The sequence below is a fragment of the Solitalea canadensis DSM 3403 genome (assembly GCF_000242635.2).
Lineage (GTDB): Bacteria > Bacteroidota > Bacteroidia > Sphingobacteriales > Sphingobacteriaceae > Solitalea > Solitalea canadensis.
In genome coordinates this window covers 4,218,392-4,241,766 of the sequence record NC_017770.1, presented here as the reverse complement: position 1 = coordinate 4,241,766, position 23,375 = coordinate 4,218,392, and the positions used below count along the sequence as shown (strand labels likewise).

General features: G+C 34.7%; 35 protein-coding genes. All 35 read left to right on the top strand.

Features of this window, described 5'->3' with window-relative positions:
- The first annotated feature begins 19 nt into the window (after positions 1-19).
- Positions 20-628, top strand: a complete 609-nt coding sequence (locus SOLCA_RS17775) for an ankyrin repeat domain-containing protein (RefSeq protein ID WP_014681855.1) — start codon at positions 20-22, stop codon at positions 626-628.
- Positions 629-801: 173 nt separating this feature from the next.
- Positions 802-1,131 carry a LytR/AlgR family response regulator transcription factor gene (locus tag SOLCA_RS17770; RefSeq protein WP_014681854.1) on the top strand — a complete coding sequence of 110 codons (330 nt, stop codon included), beginning with the start codon at positions 802-804 and terminating at the stop codon, positions 1,129-1,131.
- A gap of 123 nt (positions 1,132-1,254) precedes the next feature.
- Positions 1,255-1,737, top strand: a complete 483-nt coding sequence (locus tag SOLCA_RS17765) for a hypothetical protein (protein WP_014681853.1) — start codon at positions 1,255-1,257, stop codon at positions 1,735-1,737.
- Positions 1,738-1,926: 189 nt separating this feature from the next.
- Positions 1,927-2,679 carry a hypothetical protein gene (locus SOLCA_RS17760; RefSeq protein WP_014681852.1) on the top strand — a complete coding sequence of 251 codons (753 nt, stop codon included), beginning with the start codon at positions 1,927-1,929 and terminating at the stop codon, positions 2,677-2,679.
- A 6-nt stretch (positions 2,680-2,685) separates the two neighbouring features.
- The gene (locus tag SOLCA_RS17755; protein ID WP_014681851.1) at positions 2,686-3,009 is read left to right on the top strand and encodes a hypothetical protein; all 324 of its coding nucleotides are present in this window, start codon (positions 2,686-2,688) and stop codon (positions 3,007-3,009) included.
- A 112-nt stretch (positions 3,010-3,121) separates the two neighbouring features.
- Positions 3,122-3,721, top strand: coding sequence for a GNAT family N-acetyltransferase (locus SOLCA_RS17750; protein ID WP_245536723.1), 600 nt, complete (start codon positions 3,122-3,124; stop codon positions 3,719-3,721).
- A gap of 261 nt (positions 3,722-3,982) precedes the next feature.
- On the top strand, positions 3,983-4,474 hold the full coding sequence (locus SOLCA_RS17745; RefSeq protein ID WP_014681849.1) for a YybH family protein: 492 nt from the start codon (positions 3,983-3,985) through the stop codon (positions 4,472-4,474).
- Between the two features lie 330 nt (positions 4,475-4,804).
- The gene (locus SOLCA_RS17740) at positions 4,805-5,362 is read left to right on the top strand and encodes a TetR/AcrR family transcriptional regulator (RefSeq protein WP_014681848.1); all 558 of its coding nucleotides are present in this window, start codon (positions 4,805-4,807) and stop codon (positions 5,360-5,362) included.
- The gene (fabF, locus tag SOLCA_RS17735) at positions 5,362-6,606 is read left to right on the top strand and encodes a beta-ketoacyl-ACP synthase II (RefSeq protein ID WP_014681847.1); all 1,245 of its coding nucleotides are present in this window, start codon (positions 5,362-5,364) and stop codon (positions 6,604-6,606) included. The genes SOLCA_RS17740 and fabF overlap by 1 nt, the downstream gene beginning before the upstream one ends.
- A gap of 179 nt (positions 6,607-6,785) precedes the next feature.
- Positions 6,786-7,535 (top strand): hypothetical protein, encoded by a 750-nt coding sequence (locus SOLCA_RS17730; protein ID WP_014681846.1) that lies wholly within the window; start codon positions 6,786-6,788, stop codon positions 7,533-7,535.
- 154 nt (positions 7,536-7,689) lie between these two features.
- On the top strand, positions 7,690-8,226 hold the full coding sequence (locus SOLCA_RS17725) for a DUF2975 domain-containing protein (RefSeq protein ID WP_014681845.1): 537 nt from the start codon (positions 7,690-7,692) through the stop codon (positions 8,224-8,226).
- Positions 8,227-8,229: 3 nt separating this feature from the next.
- A complete protein-coding gene (locus SOLCA_RS17720) occupies positions 8,230-8,454 on the top strand; it encodes a helix-turn-helix domain-containing protein (RefSeq protein WP_014681844.1) in 225 nt (74 codons plus the stop codon).
- 202 nt (positions 8,455-8,656) lie between these two features.
- On the top strand, positions 8,657-9,193 hold the full coding sequence (locus tag SOLCA_RS17715) for a glycosyl-4,4'-diaponeurosporenoate acyltransferase CrtO family protein (protein ID WP_014681843.1): 537 nt from the start codon (positions 8,657-8,659) through the stop codon (positions 9,191-9,193).
- Between the two features lie 123 nt (positions 9,194-9,316).
- On the top strand, positions 9,317-9,619 hold the full coding sequence (locus SOLCA_RS17710; protein ID WP_014681842.1) for a hypothetical protein: 303 nt from the start codon (positions 9,317-9,319) through the stop codon (positions 9,617-9,619).
- 344 nt (positions 9,620-9,963) lie between these two features.
- The gene (locus SOLCA_RS17700; RefSeq protein ID WP_014681840.1) at positions 9,964-10,431 is read left to right on the top strand and encodes a DUF4348 domain-containing protein; all 468 of its coding nucleotides are present in this window, start codon (positions 9,964-9,966) and stop codon (positions 10,429-10,431) included.
- A 10-nt stretch (positions 10,432-10,441) separates the two neighbouring features.
- A complete protein-coding gene (locus SOLCA_RS17695; protein WP_042480093.1) occupies positions 10,442-11,005 on the top strand; it encodes a dihydrofolate reductase family protein in 564 nt (187 codons plus the stop codon).
- A gap of 33 nt (positions 11,006-11,038) precedes the next feature.
- Positions 11,039-11,767, top strand: a complete 729-nt coding sequence (locus tag SOLCA_RS17690) for a hypothetical protein (RefSeq protein ID WP_042480090.1) — start codon at positions 11,039-11,041, stop codon at positions 11,765-11,767.
- A gap of 95 nt (positions 11,768-11,862) precedes the next feature.
- Positions 11,863-12,813 (top strand): hypothetical protein, encoded by a 951-nt coding sequence (locus tag SOLCA_RS17685; protein ID WP_014681837.1) that lies wholly within the window; start codon positions 11,863-11,865, stop codon positions 12,811-12,813.
- 116 nt (positions 12,814-12,929) lie between these two features.
- A complete protein-coding gene (locus SOLCA_RS17680) occupies positions 12,930-13,586 on the top strand; it encodes a DUF4279 domain-containing protein (RefSeq protein ID WP_014681836.1) in 657 nt (218 codons plus the stop codon).
- Between the two features lie 63 nt (positions 13,587-13,649).
- Positions 13,650-14,132 carry a GNAT family N-acetyltransferase gene (locus SOLCA_RS17675; RefSeq protein ID WP_014681835.1) on the top strand — a complete coding sequence of 161 codons (483 nt, stop codon included), beginning with the start codon at positions 13,650-13,652 and terminating at the stop codon, positions 14,130-14,132.
- Between the two features lie 94 nt (positions 14,133-14,226).
- Positions 14,227-14,736: a hypothetical protein gene (locus tag SOLCA_RS17670; protein ID WP_014681834.1), complete on the top strand. Its 510-nt coding sequence runs from the start codon at positions 14,227-14,229 to the stop codon at positions 14,734-14,736.
- A 258-nt stretch (positions 14,737-14,994) separates the two neighbouring features.
- The gene (locus SOLCA_RS17665) at positions 14,995-15,444 is read left to right on the top strand and encodes an aspartyl protease family protein (RefSeq protein WP_014681833.1); all 450 of its coding nucleotides are present in this window, start codon (positions 14,995-14,997) and stop codon (positions 15,442-15,444) included.
- A gap of 49 nt (positions 15,445-15,493) precedes the next feature.
- Positions 15,494-16,102 (top strand): dihydrofolate reductase family protein, encoded by a 609-nt coding sequence (locus tag SOLCA_RS17660; RefSeq protein ID WP_014681832.1) that lies wholly within the window; start codon positions 15,494-15,496, stop codon positions 16,100-16,102.
- A 101-nt stretch (positions 16,103-16,203) separates the two neighbouring features.
- Complete coding sequence (locus SOLCA_RS17655) at positions 16,204-16,935, top strand: SMI1/KNR4 family protein (protein WP_014681831.1); 732 nt, start codon at positions 16,204-16,206, stop codon at positions 16,933-16,935.
- 67 nt (positions 16,936-17,002) lie between these two features.
- Complete coding sequence (locus tag SOLCA_RS17650; RefSeq protein WP_014681830.1) at positions 17,003-17,518, top strand: hypothetical protein; 516 nt, start codon at positions 17,003-17,005, stop codon at positions 17,516-17,518.
- A complete protein-coding gene (locus tag SOLCA_RS17645) occupies positions 17,503-17,835 on the top strand; it encodes a hypothetical protein (protein WP_014681829.1) in 333 nt (110 codons plus the stop codon). Before SOLCA_RS17650 ends, SOLCA_RS17645 begins: the two co-directional genes overlap by 16 nt.
- A gap of 193 nt (positions 17,836-18,028) precedes the next feature.
- On the top strand, positions 18,029-18,910 hold the full coding sequence (locus SOLCA_RS17640; protein WP_014681828.1) for a carboxypeptidase-like regulatory domain-containing protein: 882 nt from the start codon (positions 18,029-18,031) through the stop codon (positions 18,908-18,910).
- Positions 18,911-18,916: 6 nt separating this feature from the next.
- Positions 18,917-19,240 carry a hypothetical protein gene (locus SOLCA_RS17635; RefSeq protein ID WP_014681827.1) on the top strand — a complete coding sequence of 108 codons (324 nt, stop codon included), beginning with the start codon at positions 18,917-18,919 and terminating at the stop codon, positions 19,238-19,240.
- A 77-nt stretch (positions 19,241-19,317) separates the two neighbouring features.
- Entirely contained in the window at positions 19,318-19,812 is a 495-nt protein-coding gene (locus SOLCA_RS17630; protein WP_014681826.1) for a VOC family protein, read from the top strand.
- A 143-nt stretch (positions 19,813-19,955) separates the two neighbouring features.
- A complete protein-coding gene (locus tag SOLCA_RS17625) occupies positions 19,956-20,402 on the top strand; it encodes a DUF5958 family protein (protein ID WP_014681825.1) in 447 nt (148 codons plus the stop codon).
- A gap of 47 nt (positions 20,403-20,449) precedes the next feature.
- The gene (locus tag SOLCA_RS17620; protein WP_014681824.1) at positions 20,450-21,013 is read left to right on the top strand and encodes a hypothetical protein; all 564 of its coding nucleotides are present in this window, start codon (positions 20,450-20,452) and stop codon (positions 21,011-21,013) included.
- Positions 21,014-21,031: 18 nt separating this feature from the next.
- Entirely contained in the window at positions 21,032-21,487 is a 456-nt protein-coding gene (locus tag SOLCA_RS17615) for a hypothetical protein (RefSeq protein ID WP_157604598.1), read from the top strand.
- Positions 21,488-21,516: 29 nt separating this feature from the next.
- Complete coding sequence (locus SOLCA_RS17610) at positions 21,517-22,080, top strand: hypothetical protein (protein WP_014681822.1); 564 nt, start codon at positions 21,517-21,519, stop codon at positions 22,078-22,080.
- 52 nt (positions 22,081-22,132) lie between these two features.
- Positions 22,133-22,666 carry a dihydrofolate reductase family protein gene (locus SOLCA_RS17605; RefSeq protein ID WP_014681821.1) on the top strand — a complete coding sequence of 178 codons (534 nt, stop codon included), beginning with the start codon at positions 22,133-22,135 and terminating at the stop codon, positions 22,664-22,666.
- Positions 22,667-22,725: 59 nt separating this feature from the next.
- Complete coding sequence (locus SOLCA_RS17600; RefSeq protein ID WP_014681820.1) at positions 22,726-23,364, top strand: hypothetical protein; 639 nt, start codon at positions 22,726-22,728, stop codon at positions 23,362-23,364.
- Positions 23,365-23,375: the final 11 nt, after the last annotated feature.

Sequence of the window (23,375 nt, the reverse complement as noted above, 5' to 3'; positions counted from 1 at the left end):
TTAACGGACATCTTTCACTATGACAAAGAAAGACATAAAAACATTTTTTAAAGCCATTGCAAACAGTGATATAAATAAGGTGTCAGAGCGTATAAATTCTGACAAAGAATATTTGACAGTTTGCAATGTTGCACCGCCTAAAAAAGATGACGGACAATCGGGACTGCAAGTAGCATTTAAGACAGGGAACTTTACCATTGCTAAGCTATTAATTGAGCAAGGCGCAGACATAAATTTTAAAGAGACATCAGAAATCAATGAATGGACAGCACCTGTTTTACACGACAGTATCAGAGCGACAATTTTCAATTCTTATACGGTTCAAAAAGATACGAGCCAGTTTGACAAAGCATTTTCGCTTCTGCAACTAATGTTAGACAAAGGAGCAAATCCAAACTCAATAGACTCTTATGGAAACAATTGCTTACATAGAGCAATTATGGATGCAAGACAAATGATTGACAATCCAAGTGCCGAGTTAACAAACGGAATTTTACTACAACAACTTAGAAAAATATTTAAAAAACTCATTACAACAGGTGCAGACATAAATTTAACCAATGAAAAGAGACCAAGTGCAGAAAGTATGATTAAGAATTTCAGGCTTGAACAACATCAATTATTGTAGGGCAAGAAGCGAACGCACAACATGGGTTTTGCGTCATGGCGGCTTGACGAACAAAACTCATCATTTCAAATTCTAATAAACTTTTGTGCTAAACCTGGGCTGACGGAATACTAATACCGCCACGAACGCAAAGCCCTAAACGTTAGTGGCAATTTTAACAGACCAACCGTAAAATGACATATCAACAAAATTTTACTTTCATAAAAACAGACAAAAAATTAATCAAATTAAATTTTGACGACATTTTGTTTGTAAAAGGATTGGGAAACTATGTCGAGATTTTTGTAAAAAACAACAAAAAGTATGTCTACTACAAAACTTTAAAAGACCTTATTGACAAACTGCCTGATGAATTTATGAGGGTTCATAATTCAAACATTGTGAATTTGAAAAATGTGGAATATATAGAAGATAATCATTTAATTATTGGCGAACATAAAATTACAATAGCAAAAAGTTACAAAGATTGTCTGTTAAGTAGTATTGACAAATTGCTACTCTAAATAAGAAATTTGATCGATTACATAAAACCTTAAACGAACTAAATAACTTATTTTTTGGGCAAAATTATCTGAGTTGCTTTGTAAAAAAAGATTCTGAAACAATTTTTATTTTACTTAGCAACTATGGCATTTATGACAACAGGGAATTTAAAAGCACAAGACAAACCATTCGAAAATGATGTAAAAACAATTGACGCATTAATGAAAGCAAGTTATGAGGTTGTTTCAGGCGAAAAGGGAGCAAAACGACAATGGGAAAGAGATAACTATTTACATCATCCCAAAGCAGTATATTCATACTTTGACAGAGAACAGAAAAACCAAGCAACTATGACGTTGGAAGAGTTTCATAAAGAAACTGATGAAATGGTTTTTGGTACAGCTTTTTATGAAAGCGAAGTTAATCGAGAAGTTAGAATTTTTGGCAATATTGCACACGTTTGGAGTACTTATGAAACGAGACTAGAAAAAGGCGGAAAAGTTGAAAGAAGAGGAATAAATAGCATTCAGCTAATTTTTGATAATAATCGTTGGTATATTATCTCTTGGACCTTTTGTGGAGAAACGGACAAAAATATAATTCCGAAAACATTTGACAGAAATTAACAAAAAAAACTGCCACTAACATCGGTTTGGCAAAAGACGGGCTGACGTGCTTCGTAGAAACATTTGTGAAAGGTTCAGCATTTGTTCTTCCTATGAACTTTAGTACTAAAAATCCCTCCCTTTGCCACGCCGCAAAACGTTATCGGCAACCGCTGGACAGGACTTCTATCAACATAACAATTAACATCAATGACCGATTTTACAAAAAGATTTGCCACATTCAGTAACAGTGAACTATTAAGAATTATTGACAGTCCGAACGACTATCAACCATTGGCAATAGTGGCAGCACAAACAATAATAGCATCTCGACAACTTAGCGACGATGACATTGAGATTGCCAAAGCAGAACTTGCTGCACTTGTACAAGAAAAGGAAGCAAAGACAAAGAACTTGGAAAACAAAGTAAAAAACATTGGAGCTTCCGTTTTAGCTATTGTTAACCCAATTCAAACCGAAACACCAAGTTCAGACAAAATCATTAAAATTATAAGTATTGTTTTCAGTGGACTTTTCCTTTTTCAACTTTACAAAGAATTGGGAATGATAAGTTTTATGTTTACTGACAGTGAGGCAAAATGGGGTTCTAGTATGCTGCTGTATTTTTTGCCGTTACTCATCGTTCCGATAGCGACTGTTTTGTTTTTCAAACGTAAAAAGCTTGGTTGGACACTTTTAGCAATCTTCTTAACCTATTCGACGGTCAATTCTATTGGACTTTTTATTTTGACATTTAATAGACATCCCTCAGCACTTGACGCAATATTTCCTCAGACTTCGCCAATAATACATATTTTGATACTATTATTTTTTGGTGGAACACTTTGGACAATTTGCAGAGAGCATATCCGAGAAATTTACTTCGTTGACAAAAAATATCTAGTGACAACAATTGGCGTTATTGCGATAATAGCCGCATTAACGACTTATGTACTAACGTAAAGGTCAATGAAGAAATTAAATTCATTTATTTTAGTATCGGGACTATTTATTCTGACTTCCTCTTTTTCGGGTTGTGGAACTGACATTAATATAAATGAATACATCGACAAAAATGCCCCACTGAAAATGACCATTAATCAAAGGGATAATTCAACGGGATTGACCACTTCTGAAAATTTTGAAATTGCTGTGAATGCCGACAAGTATCAAAAAATAATTGAATGGGGAAATAAAAATAAGGATGGTTGGCAATGGGCACCTGCTTCATACATTGCAGATATTTACATTGGACAAGGTAACTTTCGGATGTTATATACTTTAGGGGGGTAAAGGAGTAGTTATAGCTTTTACAGACAAAGAAGGTAAACCCAAACAATATTCAAAGATAGTAGAGCAAGGGTCTCTTGACTTTTTAGACAAGGGACTCAAAAAATAGTATCGTGTGATAAACAATCATTTAATCTGCGGGGCAATACTCACTCAAGATGTTAAGAAACAAATGATGAAAATATTCGTAGAGACAGAAAGATTAATATTAAGAGAGATACTTCCGACAGACATTGACGGGATGTATGAGCTTGACTCTGATCCTGAAGTTCATAAATACTTAGGGAACAAACCTATAACAAACAAAGACCAAATTGCTGACGTGATTAATTTTATTAGACAACAATATATTGATAACGGAATTGGACGTTGGGCTATAATTGACAAAACAACTAACGAATTTATTGGTTGGGCAGGACTGAAATTTGTAACCATTCAAACTAACAACCACATTAATTATTACGACCTAGGTTATCGGCTAATAAAAAAGTATTGGGGGAAGGGAATTGGCGTCGAGGCAGCATTTGCTTCGCTGAAATATGCTTTTGATAAATTGAATGTAAACGAAGTCTATGCTATCGCTGACTGTGAAAATAATGGTTCAGATAAAATCCTAAAAAAAGTTGGACTCAAATTCATTGAAACATTTGATTTGGACGGAATTAAACACAATTGGTATAAAATTGACCGAAAGGAATTCGATAATAACGTTTAGTTCTGCAAAGCACGAGTGACACTCAGCACCCTGTCCCGAAAGTGTTGAGCGTAGCGTCACTTTCGGGTGAATATAAAACCGAGGACTCTGTCCGGTGAAATGAGCTTAACAAGATGTTTTACTTATTAAGCCGATTAAACTATATTTACAATACCTGTCGATGCAAAGCAACTGCCTTTAATAGAGTTTATTAAGAATTGAGCAGGCAGTAGATTGCATTTGGATTTTCTTAGTGTTATCATCAAATAAAACACACCTTTTATGATAAACAACTCTTTAGTCTGTGGGGCAATACTGATTGTCCTTTCCATTCAGGTAAATGCTCAAAATGTTAAGAAACACTCCATTCAGGAAATTGAAACACGGAGTGAATTATGGAACAAAGCTTACAATAGTCGCGACTCATTACGCTTTTATACATTGTTTGATAGTCTTGCCGTGCTAAGCTCAGCAGGAGGAAGATGGATTGGAGCTGAAGAATGTAAAAGGTTGTGCAGAGGTCTTTATAAAAGACGACCAGATATTAGCTGGACAAACAAATCCAATAAAATTGAGATTAATGAACAATGGAATGTTGCTTATGAAACGGGTGATTGGACAGAGGCATGGACTGAACAAGGAGACACATCAAAATCGCAGATTATTGGAAAGTATTGGATAATGTGGAGATTCAAAAATGATAACTGGTATATAATTTCAGGCATCTTTACCCCATTATCCTGCACAGGAAGTTACTGCAATAAAAAGAAGTAATGCAACACAAACGTGAGAGCAGATAGTTGTAATTTCTAAATGATAAACCTTGTCAATGTAATCGTTGAATATACTTTACCTGTAAATGTAAAATTAACTGTAACCGATAACAAACACTTGCCAAAACCGCTGGCGACCTGCAACTTGGTCCTTAATTCCTAATTAAACTCGTTACTCACTGCGGACAATGACGGTGGTTCTTTCCTTCACTGACTTTTCGAAGAAATTCTCCCGACAGACAACCGTTCAGCCTTTTCAGGCAATGATTTTTATAAAAAAAACTTACCTACTTATTAGTAGGTAAGTTTTTTTGTTATCTTCGCAAGTGAAATGGATACAAGAACAGAAATAATAAGACTTGGCGATAGTCTGATAAGAGAAAAAGGATATAACGCTTTTAGCTTTACCGACATTTCAAAGCAACTGAACATTAAAAATGCTTCTGTACATTATCACTTTCCAACAAAAACAGCATTAGGATTGGCTATTGTTCAGGAACATAATAACCGACTCGAACAATTAAAAACTAAAACAGAAAGCAAAGACCCTGTTGAAAAGCTAAAGGCATTTTTAACTATTTATTCTGTTGCAAAATCAGAGAACAAAATTTGCATTGTGGGTTCTTTGGCGACAGACTTTTATACGGTTGAGCATGAAATTCAAAACGAACTCAAAAAATTAGCTGACAATATCTTGGAATGGGTAATTGAGATTTTAAAGGATGGGAAGAATAAAAAAGTTTTTCGGTTCGATATCAATGAAAGAACAAAAGCATTGATGATAATAACCAATATGCTTGCCGCAGTTCAACTCACAAGACTTACCAATGAGCAAGATTTTCAAGAAATTAAAGAAAATATAATCAAGGATTTAACACAGCAGTCATAATGAGACGAGTAGTAATAACAGGAATGGGTGCTTTAACGCCCATTGGAAATAATGTAAATGATTTTTGGCAATCACTTATCAATGGTGTAAGCGGTTCGGCACCCATTACAAAATTTGATACAAGTAAATTTAAAACCAAATTCGCTTGTGAACTTAAAGACTTTGACCCATTAAACCATATTGAAAAAGCTGAAGCAAGAAAATACGATTTGTTTACACAGTACGCACTAATTTCTGTGGCAGAAGCGGTTAAAAATGCGGACATCGATTTTGATACCTTGAACAAGAACAAGATTGGTGTTATTTGGGGTTCTGGAAATGGCGGTATCGGCACATTTCAACAACAAGTAACCGAGTTCGCACAAGGAGACGGAACGCCTCGTTTTAATCCATTCTTTATTCCAAAAATGATTGTTGATATAGCTTCAGGTGTTATCTCAATTAAGTATGGTTTAAGGGGAGTAAATTTTACCACTGTTTCGGCTTGTGCCACTTCAAACACTGCAATAATTGATGCTTTTAACTATATCCGCTGGGGCAAAGCCGATATGATTATTACAGGTGGTTCAGAAGCACCAATTAACGAAAGTTCTGTTGGTGGTTTCAATGCTTCAAAAGCATTATCAACACTTAACGAAAATCCACAAATCGCATCACGTCCGTTTGACATAAACAGGGAAGGTTTTGTAATGGGCGAAGGAGCGGGAGCAATTATTTTGGAAAGCTACGAACATGCTGTAAAACGCAACGCACCAATCATTGCCGAAATTGTTGGTGGTGGGATGGCTGCCGATGCTTACCATTTAACAGGCACACACCCAGAGGGCGAGGGCGCCTATTTAGGTATGCTTGCAGCGTTGGAAGATGCAAACATTTCTGCAAAGGATATTGATTATCTGAATACACATGCCACATCAACACCACAAGGCGACATTAGTGAAATGAAAGCGGTAGAAAGAGTTTTTGGCAGACAAAACAAATTAAACATTAGTGCAACAAAATCAATGACAGGGCATTTGTTAGGTGCAGCGGGAGCTGTTGAAGCGATTGCTTGTATTAAAGCGGTTCAGAATGATATTGTTCCGCCAACAATCAATTCGGTGGATATTGAGCCCGAATTTAAAGATATATTTAACCTGACTTTGCAGAAAGCACAACAACGACAAGTGAACTACGCAATGAGCAACACCTTTGGTTTTGGCGGACACATTGCCACGACAATTTTTAAAAAGTATAATTCCTGACAACATAATAACAGACAAAAGCCTGTGCTGATAACATCGATTTGACGTTATTTCGGCTGACGGAGCTCATTCAACTGTTGTGCTACTACTAAACATTATAGCTACATTAGGGCTGATGGTTTTCAAATACTGACAAACGCAGGCTTTGAACCGTTCTACGTAAGCTTAATTGATACTTTATGCGTATTTGGACATATCCAATCATAGCCTTTATTTTCAATCACATTTTATTCAATTCATTCCATTGGGGTGAATATGGTGGTTCAATAGTTGTTATGCTGACAGTTCCAATAATTGCGGTAACAAGCCTTATTTTGACATTTATCCATTATCAACTTCAAAAGAAACAAGCAACCTCAAAATATTATCAGTGGATTGGAAGCATTGCAATTATACTACTAAGCTATTATCTTTTCCCATCGCAAGACAGACCAATTACAATCATTCAGAAAATGTTGGTAACATCTCGCAACTTTGACAAAATTATAATTAACGATTACTTCCTTGATTATAACTATGACAACTACGAAAAAATTGTGGCAGCAAAGAAGAAGTTTTATAAACAACTGGCAGACACGTCTTATTCGGTAAACATTTCAAACAAATATGACTATACCCAAGTTTACAAAACTTATGGAATAAATTTTTTTATTGATAAGCCAACAATTACAGACAACGAGCCAATAATTGAAAATGTGTCTAAAAACAGTTTTAAGTTTACTGAGTACCTTTTAGGAGACACAATAGTGTTTACAGGAAATAAAAAAACTATGAATACTCCAACTCTTCGAACAGATAGTTTTAGTGTATTTGGAGCAGGTCATTTTAAAGATACTACATTAAAAGACGTTGGAATCAGACAAATTATCAAAGACAAAACTCCTGACAATCAATATTGGGCTTATAAAATATTTTACTGGATATTGTGACATGCTGAAAGTCTACGCATAACAGGCGCGTTGGTGCTATGGCGGCGGGCGACCACCATTAGTTTGGTAGCGAAATTTTTTGAATATAGGCTTATTTTTATTGTTTTTCAATAAATATTTATTATGTTTACTATATAGATAAATATTAACAATTATGTCAAAAGCAAACAATTTCGTATTTAAAGGCCTACAGATTGTGGCTTGGGTCATTTTCGTTGGCTTGTGCATTGAAGCTGGAGGCTTGATAGTCAATTTTATTTTCAGTCTCTACAAACCGGAATTTGTCCAAAATCTATATCAAAAGTTGGACTTAAGTGAAATGTATGAACGTAGTAAATGGGCCTTTTTCAGTATGTATAGTTTTATACTTGTCATAGCTATTTTGAAAGCTGTCCTATTTTATATAGTCATCATATTAGTGAGCAAAATTGATTTGTCAAAACCATTCAACAGTTTTGTTTCGAGACAAATTTCACAAATTAGTTACTACACTCTTTCAATCGGACTCTTAAGTTATATAGCCAGACAGTCATCTGAAAATTTACTGCATCGTGGTTTTGTTACCGACAACTTAAGCCAGTTTTGGGCAGACAGTCAAGCATTTATTTTGATGGCAGCTGTGATCTATGTTATTGCGACTATTTTCAAAAAAGGAATAGATATTCAAAACGAAAACGATTTAACTGTTTAAGCTATGCCAATCATTGTAAACTTAGACGTGATGATGGCAAAGCGAAAAATTTCTCTGAATGAGCTTTCTGAAAGAGTTGATCTGACATTATCTAATCTTTCTATCTTAAAAACAGGAAAGGCGAAAGCAATTCGTTTTAGCACTTTAGAATCAATTTGTAAAGCATTGGATTGTCAACCAGGTGACATTTTGGAATACGTTAGTGACAAAGAAACAACGAACCGTTAACGGTCAGCTTAGAAAACGACAGAAATAATAGATGAAATTTTTATATACAGCAAGTGGGTTCATCATGCGGGCTGACGTCTCAACTTGTAGCTTGTGCTACTTTAAACTTTAATAATAAATTGAAGCTTTGTGCTCGAAAACCTGCCCGAAAGCAAAGTCACAACCCAGTGCGACATCTTAGAACCTAAACAAACATAATGCAATGAGAAAAACTGTAATTCTAATTTTTATTGTACTAACTACAATTGCCTTAATTTACACCCTGATTCATTTTATTGGAATGCAAGGTTTTCCTTTCGCGTTCAGTCTTAACTTTTTGTTGATGGCATGTGTGCTTACTTTTACTGAAGCGCTAAAAAGCCAATTTACTTCTCCTTATTTTAACGAAAAGGCATGGGAACAGAGAGGGAAAGTATACGAGTCTTTTGGAATAAACTTTTACAGGAAGTTATTGGTTTGGGTTGGTTGGGAAAAGCTAAACAAAAAATCTAAACCAGTAGAAAAGAATACTAAGGTGTTAATAAATCTACATTACCGAACAAAACAAGATGAATTAGGACATATAATTATTTTGATCATAGTTCTTGGGTTCAATATTGTCGTGGCATTTAAATTTGGAGTGCTCCAGTCTTTGTGGTTGTTAATCCTGAATATATTACTAAACCTATATCCTGTTTTACTTCAACGCTACAATCGCCCACGAATAGAAAGAGCTATAAATCTAAGTAAACATAGATAAAGAGGTTCTCGAAGAGCATCGCTAAGTGTGTGGTAAGCGCAATTTAATAAACCTTGTTATTCAAAGTGCTTTTTAAACTTTTAGCTTCACAAGTCATTTTTAAAAACTTAAGCTATTGCCAAAATGGAAACAAAATCATTTAGCGTTGTTACGTCCATGTCAATGGTATTAACCCTTACAGTAGCAGTGCTTAGCATTATTGGGGTTGCAGTAACTGGTTTCTATCCGGGGATTATTGTGTTATTGTTAGTGGCACTGATTCCGATTGCTTCAAAGTTTTACGCTAAAAGAATCATTAGCAAGTCCGACGATTTTCAAAGAAATTATTATATAACACTCACAATTATTAATTTGCTATCAATCAAGGTCGTGTTATGGATGACATTTGTAATTGTGCATGACCGTGTACTTCAAGATTGTTGTTGATTTATATCCAGACGACTCATTGACAATTATGAAATTTAATTTCAAAACCTTCTTGATTGCGACTATTTTTTGTTGTGCCCTGACTTTTGTTACACTAGTTGCAACAGCAGCAAGAGATGAAGGAACAGGTGGACATGGAGTATTAGTGAAAACTTTTGAAAAATTATTTTACATCTTTCGTTTTCCAACACATGCGTTGTTGTTTCGGTTTATGAACGGTTCTGTGTTTTTTGTTGGACTCTTAATCAATTGCATATTTTATGGGTTTGTTGTAGAAAGAGCATTCTCATTTTACAAAAGCAGGAACCTTAAAGTTTGAAAACCCTATCATCAATTATAAAAACATGCTCAAACGACATTTCATATTAAGTTTTTCACTTGCCACAATGTTAACCTCATGTGAAAGTAATTCAACGAATACTAAAAGTCAGCATTCAAACGAAACCGCTATTATTTCGACCAAGGAAACCGTTGACAATAATTTCAATGACTTTATCGAAAAATTTAGTACCGACTCTGCCTTTCAATTAAACAGGACAAAGTTTCCCTTGAAGACCAAATGGTATGACATTTTCAATGACAGAGACTCTTTAATTTATAGAAATAGATTGGACTTTGAAGTGATGGATTTTCGGAAGAAAACGCTTGCGAGTCATCTGGATCAATGGGAACAAAAAATAGTAGTGGACAAAAATAACACATCAGCAACGATTGAAATTCGCGGAATTGAAAATGGTATTAGGGTAGACTACTTGTTCAAAAAGATAAATGGAGCATGGATGCTTATCGAAATTAACGATAGCTCAACATAGCAAAAATCAAATGAGAAAATTAATTGCAGCCATCAATACGACCCTTGACGGTTTTTGCGACCACACGGCGCTAACTGTGGGTGATGAAGTACATCAACATTACAATGAGTTATTAAAGAGTGTTGACACCCTTTTATACGGAAGGATAACTTACCAACTTATGGAAAGTTATTGGCCAACTGTAGTAAAAAATCCTACTGGTAATGGGCCAATAGATGAATTTGGAGTATTAATAGACAATATTTCCAAAATTGTCTTTTCACACACGCTGAAAAATGTGGAGTGGAAAAATGCGAAGTTGGCAAAGGGCGACATTAAAGAGGAAATTTTAGCACTCAAACAACAAGCAGGTAAGGATATTTTAGTGGGCAGCCGAAGTCTGATAATAACTTTAATGAACCTTAACTTAATTGATGAATTCCAACTCTGCGTTCATCCAGTTATAACAGCCAAGGGTTTGCCTTTATTCGAACATATTCATGAAAGAATAAATCTCAAACTTCTAAAAACAAAAACCTTTATTAGCTCTGGTGCAATATTACTTTACTATGAGCCGCAAAAGTCAGGTAACTAGTACATGAAGATTCAGTGTAAAAATTGTTTATCTATGGAAGCAATTGAAATTCCGGACTTTAGTCAATCGGAAAAACAACTACTATCCGAATTGACGTTCAAATCACGTATTCAGTCGGTAAAGTATATTATAGAAAACTATAATCTTAATACCATACCAAACACAAATAAAATCTTCATGAAAAGTTTAGTTACAACATTTTTTTTGCTTTTTGCTTCGGTTACTTGTTTCTCGCAGAGTATAGATTTTGAGAATAAGTACAATACATTAATGGAGAATTTGGAGTCTGAAAATTGGGTAAAATCCGAACAATTCTGTAAAGACTTATTAAAATATGCCGAATCCGTCGACTCAATGCAAACTGAGAAGAGAGTACTCAGGTATATTTATATTTATTCAAATGCCGGACTGTTAAACGAAAGAAAGATAACAAAAGAAGAAGCCTTAAAAAGGACAAAATATTTGCGAGGCGAAGAAATGATAATGCCAGCTCATCCGTTTAACAGCAACTGTTACACCAATTGTATCCATATTACCGAGGAGGATAATAATACGTTCTTTTCAGGTGTAAATAATAGCACGGCGACACAAATATTTTCATTTGAATATGTTAAAATAGAAAAAGGGATTAAAGAGTCTAAGAATGAGTTAGAGGGGAAATTGATTACACTTAAGGGTACTTTAAACGAGATTTCGGTTGAAGGAAATATGCTGCCAAGGTTTAAGTTGAAATTTATTAATGGGGACTATAAAGTTGAATAATATTATTTTATTATTCAGCTACGATTCAGCCAAATGAATGCTGCTCAAAGCTTCTACCCGCTATGTGGGCAATTTAATATCAACCTATATCAATAATGAAGAAACTAGTTTTACTTATAATCCTATTTACAACCAAGTCGACTTTTGGACAAACTCAAATGGCGCCATTTGAATTGTCTCAAAGTAAAAAGTTATCTGTAGATGCCTATACAGTTTTTAAGACAAACAAATTTTTAGATTTTAAAGAAAGAGACACTTTAGTTGAAGTCATAAATGGAACTATTTACAAGAAAACCGATTTGAATAATTATTTCGGCTATAAAAAAAATTGGGATGAAATAGAAAAGGAAACCTCTGCCACTTATAAAAAGGAGGATGAAAAATACGGTTATACATGGGTTGACAGTACAATGGTTGAAACGTATAAAAAATTTGGTGCTTATGAAGTATGGAGAGAAATAAAGACTGTTTATAATTCGAAAGGGTTTGTTTTGAGTCGGCACGAAAAAGTATTCGTTGGCGATAATTACAAGGAAGCTCAAATTATCATAAACGAATTTGATGATAGAAACAGGGTCATAAAAATCATCAATAGAACTGAGCGTAAAAATCAAGAGGAAAACAAAGAATCCATTATTCAAGCTGTCTATGAAGCCAATTCAGTGAAAGTAACAAGTGAAAATGGGATGATTCTTTGTAAATTCATTACCGATAATAATTCTATTGGTTTCATTTCCAAATTAAGTCCAAGAGAAACCGCAAGTAGTTTTATGTATGCACTCAGAAATAAGCAATTAGATGTTGCTAAAGACTATTGCACACATAAAATGATTGAAAAGATAGAGGTACATCCAATTCTGGATAATCAAATTGAAGAAGTAAGTTTCATAAGTGGAAGTGACAAATTTTCTCAAGAGTCTGTAACAATGAGCGACGTTTGGGAAATAAGATCTTCTACAAGTCGTAAAGTGAAATACAAAGTGGAATTTGTAATGACTAAACAGCAGAATGGTTGGAAAATTGATGAATTTAGAATTAACAACTAAAAAATTTGCGTCGGGCGGCTTTAAAAGTTAAAGCTCAATATTTGTGATTATTTTGGAGATAGTAATAAACGTAGCTTTTATGCTTCGATTTGCGGCCGAACCTTGCCAACAATTGTATGACAGACACCTTAATCATTCAAAAAGCGATAGAAGAAATTGAAACTAAGACCTTTGGTGTAACTGAACAACTCTTAGACATTCATCAAGTTGTTTATGAAAATGACCAACCAAGAGTTGCAAGGGTTGACACAGAAAAAGAGGATGGGTCAGCCATTGTTTATTTCCCTGTCAAAGACGAGAAATTTTATTTAGTAATTTATCTTGATACAAAACCTCAAGTTTCCGTAAGGAGTATAGGAACGGAAAATTATAATAGTGTTTATCTTGGTGTTTGTTCAGAAATGTTCAGTATGCAAGAACTAACTGAAATGACAAAACTAAAAGTTACTGAAGGGCATTGTAAGGGCGATAAAAGAGGTAAAAACGGTAGCACTTATTGGAAGTATAGTAAAGTTTGCTTTGAACCCAATCCTGAACCGGATGAATTTGAAGATAAGCTTAAAAAACTTCTTGATGTTTTGGAAACGGATAAAGAAGGTATTAAACAACTTGTTGAAAAAGCAGACGCTTGTATTCAGGTGGCTCAAGTATTTCACATTGGTAACACAATGATTGGTGGTTCATTTATTGACAATGAAAGTATTAAGCGAATGGCCAATTTGAACCTTTCAATTGATTTTGACTTGTCAGTAGGAGGAAACTTATACAAATGAGTGAAATCTTCTGTGTATGATGCCTGATAGAAACCTCATTCTAACACAACAAAAAAAACGAAAATGATGAACGATCATGAAGTTATATTAAGAAAGACAGAAATTGCCGATCTAGAGTTCTTCTTTATCTTTCAACTTGATGATGAAGCGAACCATTTAGCAGCATTCACATCAAAGGACCCCACAGACAAAACAGCATATCTTCAGAAATATACTAAATTACTGAACGACCCAACTATAAATATGCAGACAATACTAGTTGACAATAGTATTGTGGGTAGTATTTCAAAGTTTGAGATAGAAGGCAAAGCAGAAATTACCTATTGGATTGACAGAAGTTTTTGGGGCAAAGGTGTTGGGACAACGGCACTTAAAAACTTTCTAACTATTGAAAACACCAGACCCATTTTGGGGCGAGTAGCATTTGACAACTTTGGTTCACAAAAAGTTCTAGAAAAATGTGGGTTTGTGAGAATCGGTAGAGACCGAGGTTTTGCCAATGCACGACAGGCCGAAATAGAAGAATTTATTTATAAACTGACTTAGGAGAAACACAGCTGAATTTAATTAGAATTAAAATGAAGTTGTTTGCATCATTCCATCGATAAGTGCAGTTAAACCCAATATTCACCATTTTAAAATGACAGAATTTAATGAATCCGTTGCATCAATTTTAAGCTCTTGGCTTCCAATTTCATTAGGACTTGGCTTTTTAGGAGTTATCATTCTTCTCTTTGTTCGTGTTATTAAACCTGAGAACCCAAGATTTATGATGATTGGAATTGTACTTTTTGGGCAAACATTTATAAGTGGTTTTATTCTAATGGGAGTTCACTCAAAAATAGAAACAAATGCTCGCAATGAAGTAAAGGTATTTTTGCATGAACCTGAATTAGTTGTAAGAGTTAACAAGGAAATAATTGATAGTACTTATGGCAATAAAATAATTAGTGAATTAAAGAAAATTCAAGATTTGCCTCCCCATCATTCACATCCTACCGAAATGACTGAGCTCGAGATTGTGTCAAAGACTAGAACCATTAGAATAAGACTGGCAAAGGACTCAGAAATAGAATCGGAATATTGGGTATTTTGGGATAAATATGGGGATGACGAAATCGGCCGCATTAAAACTAACGTACTAAAATAAAACTGAGGATTCTGTCCGGTGGCAGCGAAGAACGAGGAACTTAACTCTGTACTCAGTTATTAGTCCCGCGAAATGAATAAAAATTAAACAACAGAATTTTCAATCAACATTTATAACTTTATTCAAAAGCGGTTACGGTCAGTCGGATTTCAAATTTGCTACAAACACCCATGTAAGACCGTTGTCCAGCATTCTGGCAGGGCAATTCAATTCGAAAAGGAAACGGTAATTATTGTTATATTCTTAAACTATTTCGATATGACTATTCTGGAAGAAGCATTCGAAAAAGAAAATTACATTGAAATTTCTTTTTCTTTTAATGGTGCCGGACACCCAACAATTCCGTTTACAATTAATGATGAACAAGTAACTTTTCTTCTCGACACTGGAGCGGCGAGTAATATTTTGGATTTAGAATTTTGCAAAACAAGAGGATTTCCTTTAACCTCAACAGGTCAAAAAGGTGGTGGAGCAGGAGGACTTACTCTCGACACTTACAGTACAGGGGCTATAACGTTCTTTTATAAAACGATTAAATTTTCCCATGAATTTTATGCTATGGAATTTGACACCATAAGACAAGCATTAGAAGCTCATGGAGTACAAGACGAAATCCAAGGAATCTTAGGCTTTGACTTCCTAAAGCCGAATAGTAGCTTTATTGATTACGCTAAAAATAGGATTTTCGTTAAGCCAATAAATAGCTGACGTACCAACTTGGAGCTAACATTTCTAATGATCTTTTAGTTGAAATAGTATGAGAAAAATAATTGTTTTATCAATGATCACATTGGATGGCGTGATGCAGGCTCCCGGTGGACCAAAGGAAGATACATCAGGCGATTTCAAATATGGAGGTTGGGTGGCTCCTTATGCTGACGAAGTTTATGGCAAGGTGGTCCAAGAAGAGCTAAAACCTGCTGACTATCTTTTGGGGAGAAAAACATTTGAGATTTGGGCCGGTTACTGGCCCGAACATGGAGACTTTTGGCCAGGTATTAATGAAGGCTCAAAATATGTATTTTCCCAAAGTATGAAAAATACGGACCCAATAGTTACCGGGTGGAAAAACTCAGTAATAATAAAAAGCCTGGCAGATATCCAAAAGCTCAAAAAAATAAAAGGCTCTGACGTTCAAGTTTGGGGTAGTAGTCAGCTCGTTCAGCTACTACTTAAGCATGATCTTGTAGACGAACTTCGACTCAAAATTCACCCGTTAACTCTTGGCGACGGGAAAAAGTTGTTTGACAGTGGTACTATACCGGCAGCATTTACATTAACCGAGAGTATTGTTACAACAACGGGGGTTATTATTGCCAGTTATAAGCGGGCGGGAAAAGTGAAGACTGGTACTGTTGGAGAATAAACGTGGTTGATGAGTATTATGTAAGATTTCCTACAGCAATTAGCGGAACGAACATTTTGAAACCATATCTTATTACTAGATAACTGAAAAACAAAAAAGGTATGACGCCTATACAACAACTAAAATCCATTTTAACAGAACAGTATGTTTCAGAAGACGGAGACGAATATAAAATTGAACTTAAACAAGGCCTTACAGACCAACAAATTGACGACTTAGCAAAAAGAGTTCCGATGAGGCAAATTCCTGCAGAAATCAGAGAGCTACTAAAATTTGCATGTGGTTTTGAATTTTACGGACTTGAAGAAATAACTTTTGACGGTATTGGGGAATTTGGTTTTGAGGAGTTTTTCCCAAATTCAGTTCAGCTTATGGGAGACGGATTTGGTAATTTTTGGATTTTAGATATTGACAGTAATGGAAATTGGGGAAGTGTATTTTATGTGTGCCACAGCCCTGCAGTTATTGTTAAGCATTCAGACAATTTATCCCAATTTATTGAGCACATAAACGAATTTGGAAAGAACGACAGCAACTCTAACCTTGATATAATTCACGAAAAAGTAGTGATAGACATTTGGAATCAGAACAATGGCTTTATTGACACTGAAACCGCAAGGCAATCAAGTGATGCCATCTTAGAAAAATTTGCGTTATCTCTTCCTGATAACTTTGCAATTGCAGACTTGCGAAATAAACCTAACCAAACAGGTTTTGCATGGGGCAAATTTGGACCTAACATTGATAAAGCCAAACGACATGAAACGGAATTAATCTGGGGAATTGAGAAGCCTACTAACAAGGGACTTTTATCAAAACTATTTGGACGATAATTATGGACAAAGAATGCCTGTATATATGGCGAATATCTACTGCTAGCACAACAAACAACACCTATAGATGACATTTTCCTACTACATAAGTAAAGTTAATTGGCAACTCATAATAACTCATCTTGTTGCTACTTTCTTTATCATTATTGCGGCAAGACAATTTGCAATACTCAACGACCCAGGCTTTATTGAATCATTCGACAAATATGGAGTTGACAATGGTCTTAAACATTTAGCCAAGGAAGACAATTTTCCAACTCGACTTGTTTATTTTTCACTTTGGACAAATTTGTCTTCATTTATTGGAGTAATGCTCGCATTTGTAATTTCATTAATCTTGACAATAAAAAGGAAAGTGTTTTGGGCAAACGCAATTATTGTTTTTATTATGGTATTCCTGCTTAATCGACTTGGTCTGTTTAACAACAAAATCATTGATACGATTTTTTTTTCACCTGGCAATTTGGCGGCTCACTTTGGGCTTCAATATAAATTCATTACAAATGGAATAATCCTAACCCTGGTGGGACTATTTATATTCCTTAGTAAGTGGATAAATACTGATTTATGGCAGAAACGATAAAGAGAAAATTTTGGATTTTTGAGCCCGATCTTAATTGTACACTTCTCTTAATTGCCCACGTTGCTAAATATGACATTGATAGCGATGACCTTAACGCTATAATATATGGTCTGACATCTACATCTCAGGAGAAAGATATCTGGTGGACGTACCAATTTGTTGGCAACAAGATTATTGATTTATGCTTTGCTCGTGACGATGATAATACTGACATTATCTTTATAGAGCTTTCATTTAGCAAGGAACTATCCTCGCAGATTGACCTTTGTATATTTGCTGTACAGGACTTTTATTTACAACAGGGGAATAATATATAAGTGAACAATTGAGCGGAATACTGACAAAACCCATCTTTGTAAAAAGCTCTGAGAAGAACAATCTCTCTATCTAATTAATATCTTTAACTGGTGAACTTAAGACGACCAAATTGTTCTCTACATCGCCGATATAATCAGATTATATTGCATTTACCTATAGATGATTTACTTATTGATAAAACGACTGATTTTAATGCTGACCCTTTTGGGTTCCACATTAACAACATGGGGTCAAATTTCAATTACGGGAAAAGTTATTTCAAATGATGATAATTTGCCTATTCAAGGTGTTAATGTTGTTGAGAAAGGAACGCAGAATGGAACGACAACAACACAGGATGGAACATTTTTCTTAGAAGTACGCGATCCCAATACAACATTGATATTTTCATTTATTGGAATGATAACTCAAGAGTTTCCACTAAAAGGACAAAAACAAATAGTTGTAAAAGCTAAATGGGACTGTCATAAAGACTTTTTTGATTCACAGAAGGTACTGTTTTACGCAAATAGTGGCGTAATAAATAACCCGGTAGGTGGACAAATTAATTTTGCCTCACCGTGGATTCTTGGCGGTGTCGTTAAAGGCATGTATAGCTATCAGACAAATCTTAATGAGAATGAATATGAAAGGGCCCAAATTGAGCTGGCTCATTATATTTCAAACTGCAACTTTGACCTTGATTTTAGATGGAGCTATCGACAAGCGTTATTTAGCAATGAGTTGAATTTTAAGGCAAATTCTTTTGAGTCAGATTTCAATTTTCGAAACTTAACGCTTATTGCCGGCTATAGCCATCTCAATTTTAAACGAGTTGAAACAAACTATAATGAGATATTTTCGGGGGCTGTGATAGGGGCTGGTACTTATTTTAACATACCGCTTTACCCCAAAGCAGTGGCGAAAATTTCACTTTACAAAGACAAAATTGAGTATCAAGCAGAAATAGAGGGTGGACATAAAGGATTTAGTTGCTTTATTAAGTTCTACAAATTAGACTCATTTAATGAGCTGAGTTTGGGTATTGGGACTTGTCTAAATTACAAAATAAAGAAACAGAGAAAATTAGAATAAATAACAATGCAAAATCCTAATGTTCTATATATCGATAGCCTTTCTGATGAATGGCGAGATAATGACATCGTGATGCTTCATGCCTGTTTTCAGTTGTTAACTGATTGCGTAGAAAAAGAAAATCTGCTGGATGGACATGGTGTTTGGGAACAAGATGAAAACAGTTCGCCAGTAAAAAGTGAAATAGATGAACTTTATAATTGGTGGAAAAAGAGAGTTAAGGATGAAAATGAAGGACTGAGTGATCCTATTTGGACCGAAAATCAATATAAAACAGATACAGAAATGCTAATTCGACTAGTTAGGGTAAGGCACCATTTATGGACCTGATTAACAGGCATTGATGTTAACAATTTTTAAATTTGTCGTAACCATACCTTTTAAGTTTGAAATAAAAAGGCTGTGTTATGAAGACAAAAAATTTTGAACTTCAATTCACGCAAATTGCTTGGGTTGTAAAAGATATCAAGGTTACTGAAAAAGTTCTCAGGGAAACTATGGGAATAGCTAATTTTAGTAGTCCGGAAATTATTCGTTTAAGAGATTTTGGTGGGACCCATTATGGAGAGCCATCTGACGCTGAAAGTCTCGTTTCGATAGCTTACACAGGCGAAACATTCATCGAACTTATTCAACCTATTTCCGGAAGGAGTATATTTCAGGACTATCTTGATAAAAATCCTGCAGGGGGAGTACACCATATCGCCTATAGTTTGCCTGTTGCCAACTTAGATCAAGTTATTTCCGAAATGGCTGCTAAAGGTTTCCATGTTGTTACTAGTGTTAATCATCCGATTGCCAAGATTGTTTTTTTCGACACCTCTAAAGACACTGGCGTTTTTACAGAAATAATGGGAATTACAGAAGAAGGTGAAAAGGCTGTTCAGAAAATGAAAAGGTGACGATAATTATTTTTATTGATAGATAGTTTCAGTACTTATGTTTTTATAACATTTGAGCTGTCATGTAATGAGAGAAATTCTAAATTTGACATCTATTTAATGCACTTATTTGCTACAGGCAATACTATGAAAAGAATCAATTAATGCTAAGACCGATTGATATATTAATTAACAGCTTTGCGCAAGACAAACTCGGCCTTGAAAAGCTATTAATATGGTTTGATACCTTGGCAATAATTGACAAAAGAAAAGCAGTCTATTGGTCGAGGATTCTTTTAGAGCAATCACGTCCTGACAATGAATTAATTGAATCAGGAATAAAACAAATACCTCTTAAATCGACATTCACACCAATTGTTTTGCTGAATACAAAATCTTTCAAAATTGCATTAACTAAAATAGTTGAATTGCCTGATGCCGAAATGAAAAAGGCATTTATTACTTTGATTTCATTATTTAAAGTGTCGGACGAAAAAAGAAGAGAGGAATGGTGTAAGGGAATATGTGGCCATGAATGGCATGACCTTGATAAGTTAAATATTATCTTGAACGATGAGTATTTAGATAGTTTAAGAGGGAAAATACAATAAATGAAATACAGGACTAGGATAAATAAAAAATAAGCTTACATCGATAGATGTTGGCAAATAACAGATATAACCAAATATTGCTAACCATTACCTATGATTTTATGAAAATGTTCCGAATAATATTGATTCTAACGGTTATTGTTTTCAGCGCTTGCGGACACGGCGAAACCTCAAATAAAAGTCTTTCCGTTAAGACTTCATCAACGAAGATTTCAAAGAAGGATAAGATTGCTAACGCATTGTCATTTATAAATGGTTATGTTGAAAACGTAAACAAAATGGATCAGTCAGTCGATCTAGTCGAATGGGTAAACTCAAGTAATTTAGCGACAAAGCGTTTTAAAAGAGAAGTAAAAAGAATAGTCGATGAGGCAAACAAACAAGATCCGGAACTAGGACTTGATGCTGACCCGATATTTGACGCCCAGGATAATCCAAACAATGGTTTTGATCTTGAATCATTTGATGAAAAAACAAATTACTTAACTGTAAAAGGAAAGGATTGGCCTGAATTTAAGCTGACAATGAAAATAACAGAAGCAAGTGGAAAGTGGTTAGTTGATGGTTGTGGACTGGTTAATATTCCCGGAGAGAAGAGAGCTAAAAGATAATATCATTAGAACTTTAAGATGAAGTATCAGAAGACTTGCCTAATAGCTATCATGACCCGGAGCAGCTCTAACAAAGATGAGCAAGAGGAAGGTAGCAAAGAATCAAACAGCTTATCATTAACCTTAGACTCTTTCTCTTCATTTCCTCCGGAAATTGAAGGTTGTTCTTGTTGCTTTGCCAAAGATTCAGTAGCGTACATGAAAAGGCAATATATTTATATGAATGACTTTGGTCAAACATCGTTTCTAACAATAAATGGAGTTATTACAAAGTTCACACAGGTTGAGTTTAAGGAGATTGATTCTTTAAACGTAAAAGCAAAGTATGAAAGTGACAACTATGAAATGATAATTGAATCTAAAGATGGAATTCAAAATGGTGATGAAACTTGGCTGAAAACAGGAACTATCAAACTATCTGATAAAAATGGAAAAATAATCACAACTACTTTTTATGGAGAATGTGGTTGTTAGCTTGATGTATTTGATTACTTGCAATATAAATGACAAATTACACATACATATCTTCTGTTGATTACATTAACAACCTAACATTTGACTATGTTGAAACCTATTCCTTTCAACGTGGATCTGATTATGAAGAAAACCTAAAAGTAATTAAGTCAGAATACAACAGATTAAAAGTTAGAAAGGAAAGAAGGAACAATTTAACCGAAAGGGAACAACTACGTTTTTCTGAATTAGAGTCCCTTTTAAGTTTCATGCTCCTAATTAATGATAAGGGTCAGTTTCATCCGTCAAGCAAAAAGACAAGCTCTTTTCAAAATGGGAACGCAATTGTGGAACAATTAATAAATATCCTAAAAACTGAGGTAAGAAATATACCAATGTGGATGTGTGCCCCAATTTATCGAGATGCAATTGTGTTTTATAATCAAGCAGCGGAAATCGTATCGACTCTACATGTGTGCTTGAGTTGTGAATACATGGTTACAAAAGAGTTCCACCATGTTAATGGAGATAATGAAATGTATAAACTGCTAAAAACTTTTTTTATAGATATAGGGCATGATGTTGAAGATGCAACAAAATTCTTATTGAAGTAAAACACATATTTTGCACTCGCAATAGCAAAATAGACAATAAAAACAAAGAACAATGAGAACACTATCACTTTTCATAGCAACAAGTTTGGACGGTTATATTGCAAAGCCAAATGATGACCTTAGTTTTTTGAAGCTAGTAGAAAAAGAAGGGGAAGATTATGGATATGCGGAATTTACTGCGAACATTGATACCATAATTCTTGGCAGAAAAACTTACGATTGGGTGCTTAGAGAAATTGGCGCTTCTCATTACGATAATGGAGAAAGAGATGTTTATGTTATCACAAGGAACGAACGACCAGGTGTTGGTAGAACCAAGTTTTATACAGGAAACCTAGCTGAATTAGTGCAAGAACTTAAAAAAGGAAACGGTAAGAATATATATTGTGATGGTGGTGCCGAAATAGTGAACGAACTTTTGAAAGACGATTTGATTGATGAATTTATTATTTCAATTGTTCCGGTATTGGTTGGTAACGGAACACGACTTTTCAAGGACGGCAGACCCGAACAGTTGCTTGAATTTGTAAAGTCAAAAACTTTCGACACAGGTTTAACACAACTGCATTACAGACGAAAGAAGTAGCTAAAACAGCCCAAACCGTTATCAGCAATTTTAAAACACTAAATAAAAAAAGACACTAGATGAACCAGCAGTATATAATTTTCGGAATTATTGCAATTGGAGTAATTGTTTTAATCCTGGCTTGGAATAAGCTGAAAAATCAAAAGCCCCAACCAGACACAGATACAAGGAGACCTTCGGAAAACATTTTTCCAACTGCCAAAGTGACTAACGACAAACTTGTAATAATTGAAGATATCAGTGAGAATGACATTAAAAAAATACTGCAAGAGCTTTGTAATTCATATAACAAAGAAACGTATCAGGCTATTCCAAGGTTGACAAAACTATCAGACAAGAAGTTTGCTATAACTTTCCCATACGACATAGACTTTGAAATCTACTGTTATCTCATCAACTATTTAAATTATCCAATAGGATTTGATAGACAATTTAAAACTATTGGCTGGACCACTACAAAATCAACTGATAGCTGGGTAACTGAAAAAAGTGCGAATAAAAATGTAATGCTATTTATAAGCGACTTTGACACCGAGTATGATAATGTCTTCTTGACGACAACTGATAATATCGGATACAAACTTGGTTTTGCAATGGGTGAAGAAATGCAGTTATTGGATAAACCCGAGAAGAATTATATAAAACAGCCATTAAATATCAGTGAATTAGCAACAAAAGAATATGCCGACTTCAAATAAAGCTGCTATGT